Annotated in this window: 10 protein-coding genes and 1 pseudogene; 6 read left to right on the top strand and 5 right to left on the bottom strand. The window is 73.6% G+C overall.

The window, feature by feature from the left end:
• Positions 1-42 precede the first annotated feature (42 nt).
• Entirely contained in the window at positions 43-777 is a 735-nt protein-coding gene (locus H180DRAFT_RS17155; protein WP_055487071.1) for a helix-turn-helix transcriptional regulator, read from the top strand.
• Here H180DRAFT_RS17155 and H180DRAFT_RS17160 read toward each other — a convergent pair.
• A complete protein-coding gene (locus tag H180DRAFT_RS17160) occupies positions 717-1,112 on the bottom strand; it encodes a VOC family protein (protein ID WP_055486959.1) in 396 nt (131 codons plus the stop codon). The genes H180DRAFT_RS17155 and H180DRAFT_RS17160 overlap by 61 nt on opposite strands.
• A gap of 305 nt (positions 1,113-1,417) precedes the next feature.
• Here H180DRAFT_RS17160 and H180DRAFT_RS17165 point away from each other — a divergent pair, with 305 nt between their 5' ends.
• On the top strand, positions 1,418-2,911 hold the full coding sequence (locus H180DRAFT_RS17165) for a short-chain fatty acid transporter (protein WP_055486960.1): 1,494 nt from the start codon (positions 1,418-1,420) through the stop codon (positions 2,909-2,911).
• A 72-nt stretch (positions 2,912-2,983) separates the two neighbouring features.
• Here H180DRAFT_RS17165 and H180DRAFT_RS17170 read toward each other — a convergent pair whose 3' ends face one another.
• The 4 genes from H180DRAFT_RS17170 to H180DRAFT_RS17185 all read right to left on the bottom strand — a co-directional run bounded on the left by H180DRAFT_RS17170 (position 2,984) and on the right by H180DRAFT_RS17185 (position 7,471).
• A complete protein-coding gene (locus tag H180DRAFT_RS17170) occupies positions 2,984-3,397 on the bottom strand; it encodes a VOC family protein (RefSeq protein WP_055487072.1) in 414 nt (137 codons plus the stop codon).
• 96 nt (positions 3,398-3,493) lie between these two features.
• Positions 3,494-4,300 carry an SAM-dependent methyltransferase gene (locus H180DRAFT_RS17175; protein ID WP_055487073.1) on the bottom strand — a complete coding sequence of 269 codons (807 nt, stop codon included), beginning with the start codon at positions 4,298-4,300 and terminating at the stop codon, positions 3,494-3,496.
• Positions 4,301-4,359: 59 nt separating this feature from the next.
• Positions 4,360-5,055 carry a SanA/YdcF family protein gene (locus tag H180DRAFT_RS17180; protein ID WP_055486961.1) on the bottom strand — a complete coding sequence of 232 codons (696 nt, stop codon included), beginning with the start codon at positions 5,053-5,055 and terminating at the stop codon, positions 4,360-4,362.
• 166 nt (positions 5,056-5,221) lie between these two features.
• Entirely contained in the window at positions 5,222-7,471 is a 2,250-nt protein-coding gene (locus H180DRAFT_RS17185) for a molybdopterin oxidoreductase family protein (RefSeq protein ID WP_074466851.1), read from the bottom strand.
• A 255-nt stretch (positions 7,472-7,726) separates the two neighbouring features.
• Between H180DRAFT_RS17185 and H180DRAFT_RS17190 the strand changes: the two are divergent.
• From H180DRAFT_RS17190 to H180DRAFT_RS17205, 4 genes and pseudogenes are all read left to right on the top strand, one after another.
• Positions 7,727-8,524 (top strand): annotated as a pseudogene (locus H180DRAFT_RS17190) (sirohydrochlorin chelatase); the annotation flags it as partial.
• A 278-nt stretch (positions 8,525-8,802) separates the two neighbouring features.
• Positions 8,803-9,321 carry an SH3 domain-containing protein gene (locus H180DRAFT_RS17195; RefSeq protein ID WP_055486962.1) on the top strand — a complete coding sequence of 173 codons (519 nt, stop codon included), beginning with the start codon at positions 8,803-8,805 and terminating at the stop codon, positions 9,319-9,321.
• 283 nt (positions 9,322-9,604) lie between these two features.
• Complete coding sequence (locus tag H180DRAFT_RS17200; protein ID WP_055486963.1) at positions 9,605-11,011, top strand: deoxyguanosinetriphosphate triphosphohydrolase; 1,407 nt, start codon at positions 9,605-9,607, stop codon at positions 11,009-11,011.
• Positions 11,012-11,274: 263 nt separating this feature from the next.
• On the top strand, positions 11,275-12,558 hold the full coding sequence (locus tag H180DRAFT_RS17205) for an NAD(P)/FAD-dependent oxidoreductase (protein ID WP_055486964.1): 1,284 nt from the start codon (positions 11,275-11,277) through the stop codon (positions 12,556-12,558).
• The last annotated feature ends 47 nt before the right edge of the window (positions 12,559-12,605 follow it).

Below are 12,605 nucleotides of genomic sequence, written 5' to 3' on the forward strand. Positions count from 1 at the left end.
GGGACGGGGCCGGTTGTCAGCGGCGGGCGGCATGCTGTGCACATGTACCGGGAGCGGCGGTCGCTGGTGGACGGTGCCGTGGTGTGGACGCACGGCGCCGTGCCCGAGGGGCACGGGCGTGTGCTGCCCGACGGGTGCATGGACCTGCTGCTGTGGGACGGCGCGCTGGTCGTCGCGGGGCCCGACACCCGGGCGCACCTCTTCCCGCGGGAGGCCGGCTCCCGCATGACAGGGCTCCGCCTGGCGCCCGGCACGGGTCCGCTCGTCTTCGGCGTACCGGCACACGAGCTGCGTGACCGGCGTGTGCCGCTCGGCGACCTGTGGCCGGCGGCCGCGGTGCGGGTCCTGGAGGAGCGGGCCGGCGAGGCGCCGCAGCAGGGGCGGGTCCTGGAAGGGATCGCGGCCGGACGGCTGACCGGACGCGGTCCGTCCCCGAACGGGAGAGCGGCGGAACTCCTCGCCCGCGGCCGGAGCGTCGCTGCGGTGGCCGGGGAGCTGGGCCTCAGCGAGAGACAGTTGCACCGGCGTTGCCTCGACGCGTTCGGTTATGGGCCCAAGACCCTCGCCCGGGTGCTGCGCATGCAGGACGCCCTGCGCCTGTCGGCCGGTGGCATGCCGCCCGCGGAGGTGGCCGCCGTCTCCGGGTACGCCGACCAGGCCCATCTCTCGCGCGAGGTCAAAGCGCTGGCCGGGGTGACCCTGACGGAGCTGCTGACTCAGGGCAGCGGTGCGAACAGATCGACTCCGTTGCCGTCCGGGTCGGCCACGACGGCGTAGCGCTGACCCCAGAAGGCGTCCCAGGGCTCATTGCGGCTCTCGTACCCGGCGCCGGTCAACTCGGCGTGCAGCCGGTCCACTTCGGCCGGGGAGTCGCACAGGAACGCCAGGCCGATGCGGCCGCCGCCCCGCGGGCCCGGGTCCCAGCCGGGGTCGAAGGAGCGGATCGTCTCCTCCGTGTCCCATGCGATGCGCAGCCCGCCGGGCAGCGCGGCCTCGACGTGCGGTTCGCCGTCGGCCCCGGCCGGGATGTCCAGGCCGAGCCGGCGGTAGAAGGCGAGCGTGGCGGCCATGTCGGCGGCGACGAGCCCGATGAGGTCGAAACGTGGTGTCATGCGCCGCAGATTAGGCTTGCCGCGGCCGCCGGTCTTGAACGAATCGGACGTGGCGCGCCCGCAGCGGGCCGGCGGCGACGAGCGGCGGGACCGGGTTGGCGGCGACGGACGGGCCACGACGCACGGGCCGTGCTGGGCAGGCCGCAATGGGCAGGCGCCCCACAGCTTCGTCCCGCCGAATGGGCTCAACGGCCAGCATGCTTCCGGTTCTGCAACGTTGCGCAGGCGGCAGCTTCCCCTCTCGCTTTCCGCTCGTCAGGATGCGCCGGACGCACCCGGCCGCCGAGAGCGAGCGAGGTAGAACCATGGCCAGGAATGCCGACAGCGCCGAGCAGGAGAACCCAAAGGGGGCGAGCGGGGAACACGGGAGCGCCGCCCACGGGAGCGCCGAGCCCGAGAAGGAGACCCTTCTCGCGCGGGTCGCGCTGAGATTCACCGCCTTCACGGAGAAGTGGCTCCCGGACGCCTTCGGGTTCGTGCTCGTCGGCACGTTCCTCATCTTCGCGCTCGGCCTCTCCACGGGGGAGCGGCCGACGACCCTCGTCGACGCGTGGGGCAAGGGCTTCTGGTCGCTGATCGAGTTCACCCTGCAGATGGCCATGATCATCATCGGTGGATACGCGGTGGCGGTCTCGGCGCCCGTCGCCCGGCTGATAGCCAGGCTCGCCCTGATCCCCAAGTCGCCCCGGGCCGCGATCACTTTCACCGCCGCGGTGGCGATGGTCAGCTCCTATCTGAACTGGGCGTTCAGCCTGGTCTTCTCCGCCATCCTCGCCAAGGAGATCGCGCGGGTCGTCCGCGGAGTCGACTACCGGGCGGTGGGGGCCATGGCGTTCCTCGGGCTCGGCACCGTCTGGGCCCAGGGGCTGTCCGGGTCGGCGGCGCTGCAGGTGGCCAGCGCGACCTCCAGTCCGAAACCCGTGCAGGACGTCATCGCCGACGGACGCGGCGGCGACGGGCTGATCCCGCTCACCGACACGATCTTCACCTGGCAGAGCCTGCTGGCGACCGCCGTCGTCTTCGCCGTCGCCCTCACCATGGCCTGGTTCCTCACGCCCTCGCCGTCCCGCGCCAGGACCGCCGAGCAACTCGGCATCGAACTGCGGCCCCTGGTCGCCGAGAGCGCCACCGAGGCGAAGCGCGCCCGGCCGGGCGACTGGCTGGAGAGCAGCCCCGTCTTCACCGTCCTCATCGGCCTGCTGGGCCTCTGGTACCTCGTACGGCACTTCGCCGCCGCCGAGGGGAACCCGATCGCCGCGCTCGATCTGAACACCGTCAACCTCATCCTGATCCTGCTGGCGCTGTGCCTGCACTGGCGTCCCATACGGATGGTCGACGCGGTACGGCGCGGAGCCCCCGCCGCATCCGGAGTGTTGCTCCAATTCCCGTTCTACGGCGGCATCTTCGGGATGATCGCGTTCACCGGCATCTCGAAGCAGGTGGCCGGCTGGCTCGTGAGCGTCTCGAACGAGGTCGTCTTCGCACCGCTCATCGCCGTCTACTCGGCCGTGCTCGGGATCTTCGTACCCAGCGGCGGCAGCAAATGGGTCATCGAGGCTCCGTACGTGATCGACGCCGCGAACCAGCTCCACGTCAACCAGGGCTGGATGGTCGTCGTCTACGACCTGGGCGAGGCGTCCGCGAACCTGCTCCAGCCGTTCTGGATGCTGCCCACGCTGGCGATTCTCGGGCTGAAGGCGCGCGACATCATGGGCTACACCTTCGCGATGTTCCTCGCCTGCTTCCCGGCCGTGCTCGTGATGGTGACGGTGCTCGCCGGGACGCTTCCCTTCCCGTAACGCGGGCCGCAGGCCCCGGCCCGCGTCCGGCGGAGGAGGGCCGGGGCCTGCGGGCCGGTCGCGGACGCCCGTTCAGGCCGGCTGCTGTTCGACGGCCGACGGGTCCATCCACACCACCTCCCAGTGGTGGCCGTCGAGGTCGTAGAAGCTGCGCCCGTACATGAAGCCGTGGTCCTGCGGCTCGCCTGCGGGGCTGCCGCCCGCAGCGAGGGCCTTGTCGGCCAGTTCGTCGACCGCTGCTCTGCTCTCGGCGCTCAGCGCGATCATCGTCTCCGTGCTGGTGCGCGCGTCGGCGATCTCCTTCTTCGTGAACGACTTGAAGAAGGGCTCCGTCAGCAGCATGGCGAAGATGTCGTCGCTGATCACGAGGCATGCGGCGTTCTCGTCGGAGAACTGTGGATTGAAGCTGTAGCCGAGCCGGGAGAAGAAGTCCCTGGCCTTGGCGAGGTCCTTCACGGGGAGATTGACGAAGATCTTCTGGGACACGAGCCGCACCTTCCGCTGGTTCCGTGCACTGCCCGGGTTTCCGCCCGGCCGCGGGGCTTTTCCCGCTGTTGTGCGGACCACCGGGACGGCCGCAACTCATCGGTGCCGGCCGAGGTTTCCCGCGCCTGCTCTTTCCCGCATCTGCTCGCGACTCGGCTCCGGGGAGGGGCGCAGCAGCAGCGTGACGAAGCCGAGCGTTCCCCGGTAGCCGCGCAGCCAGCCCTCGCGGTGCGCCGACGCGGCCTTCAGGGCCGCGGCGCTGTCCGGATGCCCGGGGTGGTCCAGGGCCCACTCGGAGAGCGAACCCGTCCACGCCCACTCGTACTCGTCCCACTCGCCGGGTGTGCTGACATGAGCGTGGACGGGCATCCAGCCTGCCGCCGTGACACGGTCGACGGTCGTGGCGAGGTCGTCGAAGTCGCCGGGCGGGGCGTCGAGCGCGGCCAGGGCGGCGCGGGAGGGCTCCCGCTCCCAGAACCCCTCGCCGATCAGGACGCGGCCCCCTTCCGCCAGCAGCGCTCCCGCCGCGGCCAGGGCCGGCATGAGACCGCCGAAGGCGTGCGTGGATCCGACGACGCACACCAGGTCGAAGGCGCGGGGCGCGGTGAACCGGGCCGCGTCCTGCTCGTGCAGCGTCAGTTGCCCCTCAACTCCCGCGGCGAGGGCGGCTTCCCGCGCCCTGGCCAGCGCGGGGGGCGAGAGGTCCACCCCCTCACCGCGGGCCCCCGGCCGGGCGGCCAGCGCACGTACGAGCCAGGCCGCCTCGCCGCAGCCCAGGTCCAGCAGACGCTCGTCGCCGCGCGGCAGCGCCCGGTCGAGGAGGCGGTCCACGGACGCGTCGTCGAGCGGGGCGGCGACGGGGTGGTCGCGGTGGGCGAGGCTGCTGATCACTTGACGGTCCACGGCGGGGAGTCTGCCGTCCGGCACGCCCGTCGTCCCGCGATTTTCCCGTCGGCGCCCGCTCAGTCCGCGCCGCGCCGCGCGTCCGCCAGCGCCGCCTCCACGCCGGGCTCGTGCGGGCCGAGGAAGTGCGGGTCAGGTGTGACGCCCGCGTCGAACGCCGCCTTGGCCGCGCCCGGGATCTCCCGCAGGCCGCCCGCGAACCAGGTGGCGTCGTGCGGCTCCGGTACGGCCACGCCGTGGGAGTCGATGCCGGCGGCGCGGCACAGCGCGGTGGCCCTGCGGATGTGGAAGTCCTGGCTGACCAGGAGAGCCCGCTCGACGCCGAAGACCCGGGCGGCCCGCGTACAGGAGTCCCAGGTGTCGAATCCCGCGTAGTCGGCCGCGATGTGCCGTTCCGGGACGCCGCGCCGGGTGAGGTAGGTGCGCATGGCGTCCGGTTCGTCGTACTCCTCGCGGCTGTTGTCGCCGGAGACGAGTACCGCCCGCACCTTCCCGCGCTCGTAGAGGCCGGCGGCGGCGTCGAGCCTGTGGGCGAGGTAGGGGGACGGCTCGCCGTCCCACAGCCCGGCACCGAAGACGAGCGCGACGGGCGCGGCCGGCGCGTCGGCGACGCCCGCGCCCGGGCGCACGTCGTCGGTGGCGAGCCGCAGCCAGGTGGCGGGCAGCAGGCCGAGGACGCAGCACAGCATCGCCGCCTGTACGGCACGTCTGCGGCGGGTTGTCCGGCCGGAGCGGCCGATGAGGCTGTCGGGCATGTCTCCTGCGACGCGCCGACGGCCCCGCCCGGTTGCGGGACCGGCCGCCTTCCGAGACCTTGCGGGACCGGCCGCCTTCCGAGACCTTGCGGGACCGGCCGCCTTCCGAGACCGGCCGCCTTCCGAGACCGGCCGCCTTCTGAGACCGGCCGCGGGTGGACGGCGCTCAGGCGGCAGGCGGCGGTGCCCCGCCTGGCGCGCCGGACGGGCCGGAGGCCCCGGGTGATGCCAACTCCACGGGAGTGGACGGCTGTTCGTCCTTCGCCGCCTCCGCGAGCTCCACCCGTACGGCGCAGACCTTGAACTCCGGCATCCGTGAGTCCGGGTCCAGTGCCGGATTGGTGAGGGAGTTGGCCCTGCCCTCGCCGTCCCAGTGGAACGGCATGAACACCGTGTCGGGGCGGATGCCCCGCGTGATGCGCGCCGGTGCCACCGCGCGCCCGCGCCGCGAGACGACGGCCAGCGAGTCGCCGTCCTTTGCCCCCAGCCGGCCGGCCAGCCGCGGGTGGAGCTCGACGAACGGGCCCGGGGCCGCCTCGTTGAGCACGCCGACACGGCGGGTCTGCGCGCCCGACTGGTACTGGGAGAGGACGCGGCCCGTCGTCAGGCGGAGCGGATAGCCCTCGTCGGGTTCCTCGCCGGCCGGACGGTGCATCACCGGGACGAAGCGTGCACGTCCGTCGGGCGTGGCGAAGCCGTCCAGGAAGAGCCGGGGGGTCCCGGGATGCGGGGAGGTGACGCCGGTGCCCTCGTCCCGACTTCCCTCCGGGCAGGGCCAGAAGACGCCGTCCTCCGCCGCGATGCGCTCGTAGCTGATGCCCGAGTAGTCGGCCGGGCCGCCCGCCGAGGCGCGGCGCAGCTCGTCGAATACCTCCTCCGGTGCGGCGGGGAAGCCCTTCTCCCAGCCCAGCCGCGCGGCCAGTTCCTCCAGCACCTCCAGGTCGGTGCGCACGCCCGCGGGAGGGTCGGCCGCCTTGCGGCGCAGCAGCACGCGGCCCTCCAGATTCGTCGTCGTGCCCGTCTCCTCCGCCCACTGCGTGACGGGAAGCACGACGTCGGCGAGGCGCGCCGTCTCGGACAGGACGACGTCGCACACGGCGAGGAAGTCCAGTGCACGCAGCCGCTGTTCGACGTGTGAGGCGTGCGGGGCGGAGACGACGGGGTTCGATCCGGCCACGAACAGCGTCCGCACGTCACCGCCGAGCGCGTCGAGGAGTTCGTACGCGCTGCGCCCCGGGCCCGGCAGGCTCGCGGCGTCCACACCCCACACCTGCGCCACGTGTTCGCGTGCTGCGGGGTCGTCGAGCCTGCGGTAGCCGGGCAACTGGTCCGCCTTCTGGCCGTGTTCGCGGCCGCCCTGCCCGTTGCCCTGTCCCGTCAGGCAGCCGTAGCCGGACAGCGGACGGCCCGGACGTCCCGTCGCCAGGCAGAGGTTGATCCAGGAGCCGACGGTGTCGGTGCCCTTGGACTGCTGTTCCGGTCCGCGCGCGGTGAGCACCATGGCGTGCTCGGCGTCGCCGAACAGCCGTGCGGCGCGGCGCAGTTCGGGCACGGATACCCCGGTCACCCGCTCCACCAGCTCCGGCCAGTGAGCCATCGCCGCGCTGCGGGCCCCGGCCCAGCCGGTGGTGCGGCTCTCGACGTACTCGCTGTCGATCCGGCCCTCCGCGATGATCAGATGCAGCAGTCCCAGCGCCAGTGCCAGATCGGTGCCCGGCCGCGGCGCGAGGTGGAGGTCGGCCTGCTCGGCGGTGCGGGTGCGGCGCGGATCGACGACGATCAACGTGCCGCCCCGCTCGCGCAGTTCCGTGAAGTGGCGCAGTGCCGGCGGCATCGTCTCCGCGAGGTTCGAGCCGACGAGGACGACGCAGTCCGTCCGGGCGACGTCCGCCAGCGGGAACGGCAGCCCCCGGTCGACGCCGAAGGCCCTGGTGCCCGCGGTGGCGGCCGAGGACATGCAGAACCGGCCGTTGTAGTCGATCTGCGAGGTGCCGAGCACGACACGGGCGAACTTGCCCAGCGCGTAGGCCTTTTCGTTCGTCAGTCCGCCGCCGCCGAAGACACCCGCAGCGTCCGGGCCGTGCTCGGCACGCGTACGCGTCAGGGCCGCCGCGACGAGATCCAGGGCCTCGTCCCACTCCGCCGGTTCCAGCTCGCCGGAGGACGGGCGCCGCACCAGGGGCCGGGTGAGCCGGGCGTGCGGGGCGAGGACCTCTGTCGCCGTGCGGCCCTTCACGCACAGCGCGCCCCGGTTCACGGGGAAGCCGGGACGCTCGGCGACCTCAAGTCCCGTCCCGCCGCCCGACGTCGAGCCGGACGTCGAGCGGCGCAGCGTCATGCCGCACTGCAACGCGCAGTACGGGCAGTGCGTGTCGGTGCCGGTCCCGGCGGGGGCGGCGGCGAGGTCGGAGCGCATTGAGCCAGAGTGGAACGCGCCTGTTACGGACGGCCGCGGCCCAGGTAACGAACGGGGCAACGCGTGCTCAGCGCCACGGTCTCCCGCCGGTGAGGTGGCGGCTGTGAGCGCGACGAAACGAAGTCCGCAGGGCGGCGCAACAGCACGGCAAACTCCCCCCGGCAGTCTCGCCGCATGAAGCCGTCGCCCGCACCGGAACCCACCCCCGGCCCCGAAGCCCGGCCGCTCCACGGCCTCGAAAGCACGGCGCAGCTCATGACCCGGGTCACCGCACAGCTGAGCACCCAGCTCACCACCGTGCGGCGGTCCGCCCCCGGCCCCGCACTGGTGGCCGTGGCCCACGGGTCCCGCGATCCGGCCGCGCTGCGCACGGTCTCGGCACTGCTCACGTCCGTACGGGCGCTGCGGCCGGGTCTTCGCGTCGAGCTGGGCCACATCGAGCTGAACGAGCCACTGCTGCCGCAGACCCTGGCGGCGCTGCCCGCCCGCGGCGAAGTGGTCCTCGTCCCCCTGCTGTTCGGACGGGGGCACCACGTCAAGCACGACATCCCGCGAGCTCTGGCCGCCGTGCCGCACCTTCGCGGCAGCGTCTCCGAACCTCTCGGACCGCACCCGCTGCTCGCCGAGGCCCTGCACGGCCGGCTGACCGAGGCGGTGCGGCGTGAGAACGCCCGCCGCGGCGCAGCCCGCGGCCAGGGGCAGGCCGGACCGGACGCCGTGGTGCTGGCCTCCGCCGGCTCACGCGACCCGGAGTCGGCCGAGGGCGCGCAGCGGATCGCGGCAGGACTGCGTGAACGGCTGGGCGGTACCGTCCCCGTGCTCCCCGCGTATGCCTCGGCCGCCCGGCCGACCGTCGCCGAGGCCGTGCACACACTGCGCGCGGCCGGGCACGGCCGCATCGCACTCGCCTCGTGCTTCACGGCCCCCGGCCACTTCGCCGCCCGCTGCGCGTCCGCGGCCCCGTGGGCCGCCTCGGCGCCGATCGGCGCGCATGCCGCGATGGCCCGGCTCGTCCTGCACCGCTACGACGAGGCGCGGTCGGCGGCTGCCGCCGCGGCAACCGTGCGGCTCGTCGGCGCGCAGGGCCCGGCCGGCCGGTCCTCCACGGGGCCGAGCGGTGTGCCCTGGCCCGCGCACACCGGCCCGGAGGGCGACCGCGGTTGTCCCGTCGCGGCACCGGCCCGGGCCGAGGGCGGCGGTCCCACGCGTCAAAGTGACGAGCCGTCAGGAGTCCGTGCTTCGCAACCGCCCACTATCGGAGCAATTTGCATATAAGCCTCTTTCTCTTCGTAGGTTCACTTCGTTGCTCATTTCTCAGCGAGAGGAACCACATGAAGAAGAACGCGATGCGCTTCAGCGTGACGGTCCTGGCAGCGCTGACCCTGGCGAGCGGAGGAATGTCCCCGGCCCAGGCCGACGAGGGGCACAAGAAGAGCGGCCACGACAAGCGGAACATCGTGGTGAAGGGCGACCACAACCAGATCGTGATCGGCGACGAGAACGTGGTCGGCGGGGGCAATGTCAGGAGCTCCGGCCACGGCGAGACCGAGGAGGGCGGCGAGAACGGCGGGAACGGCGAGAACGGCGGAGTGACCTCGCCGGGCGCGCCGTATGCCACGGTGCGCTCGAACGTCACCTATCTCGCGGAGCGGACCGCGCCGAGGACCTCCGCCGAGGAGATCGCGAGGTTCAGCGCCGGCACCAAGGTCCCGCTCTCCTGCTACGTCCCCAACGGCGGCGACGTCCATGGCAACACGACCTGGTACAGGGTGCGGCAGGAGGAGCCGTTCAGGACCGGCTACATCAGCGCCTACTACACCACGCTCACAGGCGCGCTCAGCAGGTGCTGAGAAGCTGACCGGGAGCACGTTCCGCGCCGCTGTCCGGCGCAGGCGGCCGGGACGAGCGGCCGGAACGGCGAAGGCCCCGCCCGGGCCGGGTGACCTCACGGCACGCGGCGCGGGCGGGGCCTTCGCGTGTTCGGCGAGTGCCGGGCGGGACCTTCCCGCGTGGGCGGTCGGGCGGACGCGCCCAGCGGTCCGCCGGGCCGGGGTGCCGCCGCGCGGTGTCCCTTCTCCGACGGCGGCCCCGTGCGGGATCCGCGCCCGGAACCCCTCCCGCTACCGTTCGCGTATGCACGGCACCCGCGACACAGAGACCGCCGGAACCGGCGGCGCTCCCGGCCACTACGTCCCCTCCGACCTCGAACGCCGGGCGCCCGAGCCCGACAAGCGGCCGGGGCGCACCGCATTCCAGCGCGACCGTGCGCGCGTGCTGCACTCGGCCGCACTGCGCAGGCTCGCCGGCAAGACGCAGGTCGTCGCGCCCGGAACCAGCGGGCAGGCGTGGGACGCCTCTCCGCGCACCCGCCTCACGCACTCCCTGGAGTGCGCTCAGGTCGGCAGGGAGCTGGGCGCGGCGCTCGGCTGCGACCCGGACCTGGTCGAGACGGCCTGCCTCGCGCACGACCTGGGGCACCCGCCGTTCGGGCACAACGGCGAACGCGTGCTGAACGAGATCGCCGCACCCTGCGGCGGCTTCGAGGGCAACGCACAGTCGCTGCGCCTGCTCTCCCGGCTGGAGCCCAAGCGGTTCCTGGAGGCCGGCCCCGCCGGGCCCGCCGGCGCGGCGTCCGCGACGGCAGGCGTCCCCGCAGGCAGAGCGGCCGCGGGCCACGGCGGCACCGGCGGTTGCGGTGAGACCCTCCGCGTCCCCGTGGGCCTCAACCTCACGCGCGCGGCACTCGACGCGGCCACCAAGTACCCCTGGACGCTGGGCTCCCGCCCCGGCGACCCCTCGTCGCGGAAGTTCGGCGTCTACGAGGACGACCTTCCCGTCTTCGACTGGGTACGTCGCGGTGCCCCCGCCGACCGTACGTGCTTCGAGGCGCAGGTCATGGACTGGTCCGACGACGTCGCCTACTCCGTGCACGACGTCGAGGACGGTCTGCACGCCGGCCACCTCGACCCCAATGTGCTCCTCGCCGAACCCGAACGCCGGGACATCTTCACCGTCGCCGCGGGACGCTATGCGCCCGACGCCGGTCACGGCGAACTCGCCGAAGCCCTCGACCGGCTGCTGGACCAGGAGTGGTGGCCGCACGGCTACGACGGCTCCGCCGTGGCGCAGGCCCGGCTCAAGGACGCCACCAGCCAGCTCATCGGCCGGTTCTGCCTCGCCGCCGAGGGCGCGACCCGGGCGGCGTACGGATCGGGACGCCTCACGCGCTACGCCGCCGAACTCGTTGTCCCGCGCGGCGTGCGGCTGGAGTGCGCGGTGCTCAAGGCCGTCGCGGACCGCTATGTGATGCAGCGGCCCGACCTGGAGCGGCTGCGGGCGGAACAGCGCGTCGTGCTGGGCGAGTTGGCCGAGGCACTGGTCAAACGGGCACCCGAGGGACTCGACCCGCAGTTCCGGGCGCTGTTCGGGGAGGCGGAGGACGAGGCGGCACGGCTGCGCGTCGTCGTCGACCAGATCTCGGCGCTGACGGACGTCTCGGCCCGCTCGCTGCACGCACGCCTCACGCGGCCCCACTCGTAGAGCCCCGCACCACGGTCCGCGCGCCCCGCGCGCCCCGAGCGCCGCGCCCCGCCGCGCCCCGCCGCGCCCCGCCGCGCCCCGCCGCGCCCCGCCACGGCCCGTCCGGCCCCGAGCGCCGCCGCCCGAACCGACGTGCGGGCGTGGCCCGTTCGTGTCCGGTTGTGCCCGCCCCCGGCCCGCGGCCTCTTCCCGCTGCCCGCTGTATGCGGGACGCTCGCACGTGGATGTTTCCGTCGGGGGTCAGGTCAGCGAGGAGGAACCAAGTGGTCGACGCACACCGGACGTTCGTCATCGTGGGCGGAGGGCTCGCCGGGTCGAAGGCCGCCGAGGCCCTGCGAGCCGAAGGCTTCACCGGCCGGGTCATCCTGATCGGCGACGAGCGCGACCACCCCTACGAACGTCCGCCCCTGTCCAAGGGGTATCTCGCGGGCTCCGACGAGCGCGAGAGCGTCTTCGTGCACGAGCCCGCCTGGTATGCCGGTGCCGACATCGAACTCCACCTGGGCCAGACCGTGGTACGCCTCGACCGCGCCGGGAAGAGCCTGGAACTCGGCGACGGCACCCGCCTCCACTACGACAAGCTGCTGCTCGCCACCGGCGCCGAACCCCGCCGCCTGGACATCCCCGGCACCTCCCTCGCCTCCGTGCACCACCTGCGCCGCCTCGCGCACGCCGACCGGCTGCGCGGCCGGCTGACCGCGCTCGGCCAGGAGAACGGGCACCTCGTCATCGCCGGTGCCGGCTGGATCGGCCTCGAAGTCGCGGCCGCCGCACGTGAGTACGGCGCGGAGGTCACCGTCGTCGAGCCCGAATCGACGCCGCTGCACTCCGTGATCGGCCCCGAGATGGGCATGCTCTTCGCCGACCTGCACCAGGAGCACGGCGTGCGCTTCCACTTCGGGGCGCGGCCGTCGGAGATCGTCGGAGCGGACGGAATGGTGCAGGCCGTCCGGACCGACGACGGCGACGAGCACCCCGCACACGACGTGCTCGCCGCCATCGGCGCCGCACCCCGCACCGCTCTGGCCGAGGCGGCGGGACTGGAACTGGCCGAAGGGCGCGGCGGGGGCGTGGCCGTGGACTCCGCGCTGCGCACCTCCGACCCCGACATCTACGCGGCCGGTGACGTCGCGTCCCTTCGGGAGACTCCCTGGGCGGAGTGGCTGCGCGTCGAGCACTGGGCGAACGCCCTCAACAGCGGTCCCGCCGCGGCACGTTCGATGCTGGGGCGCGAGGTCGTCTACGACCGGGTGCCCTACTTCTTCTCCGACCAGTACGACGTGGGCATGGAGTACTCCGGCTACGCGCCGCCCGGCACCTACGACCAGGTGGTGTGCCGCGGGGACGTCGCCAAGCGCGAGTTCATCGCGTTCTGGCTGCGCGAGAACCGCGTACTGGCCGGCCTCAACGTGAACGTCTGGGACGTCACCGCCGCCGTCCAGGACCTGATCCGCTCCGGGGCGCCCGTCGCACCGGACGCGCTCGCCGACGCGGGCGTGCCGCTGACCGACCTCGTCCGCGGGACCGGGGACGGAGCGAAGGGGTAGCCGGCTCGGGTTCCGCCGGGCTCGTGCTCGGCCTGCGCCCGCCTCCG

Source organism: Streptomyces sp. WMMB 322 (assembly GCF_900090145.1).
In the GTDB taxonomy this organism is placed as follows: Bacteria; Actinomycetota; Actinomycetes; order Streptomycetales; family Streptomycetaceae; genus Streptomyces.